The organism is Burkholderia sp. SIMBA_051 (genome assembly GCF_046534915.1).
Classification (GTDB): domain Bacteria; phylum Pseudomonadota; class Gammaproteobacteria; order Burkholderiales; family Burkholderiaceae; genus Burkholderia; species Burkholderia ambifaria.
In genome coordinates, this window is the sequence record NZ_JAWRXS010000392.1 from 1 (window position 1) to 264 (window position 264).

1 protein-coding gene is annotated in these 264 nt (G+C 60.2%); it reads left to right on the forward strand.

Going from position 1 to position 264, the window contains the following annotated elements; translation table 11 throughout:
- On the forward strand, positions 1-264 hold a 264-nt coding region (locus SB771_RS35005; protein WP_410722045.1), incomplete at both ends, for a membrane dipeptidase.

Below are 264 nucleotides of genomic sequence, written 5' to 3' on the forward strand. Positions count from 1 at the left end.
GACGCAGAGCTGAAGTTCATCGCCGACCACGGCGGCTTCGTCGGCGTGACCATGTTTGCGCCGTTCCTGGCCAAAGGCATCGACTCGACCATCGACGACTACGCCGAAGCCATCGAGTACACCATGAACATCGTCGGTGAAGACGCCATCGGTATCGGCACCGACTTCACCCAGGGCCATGGCCAGGACTTCTTCGAGTACCTGACCCACGACAAGGGCTATGCCCGTCGCCTGACCAACTTCGGCAAGATCATCAACCCGCTG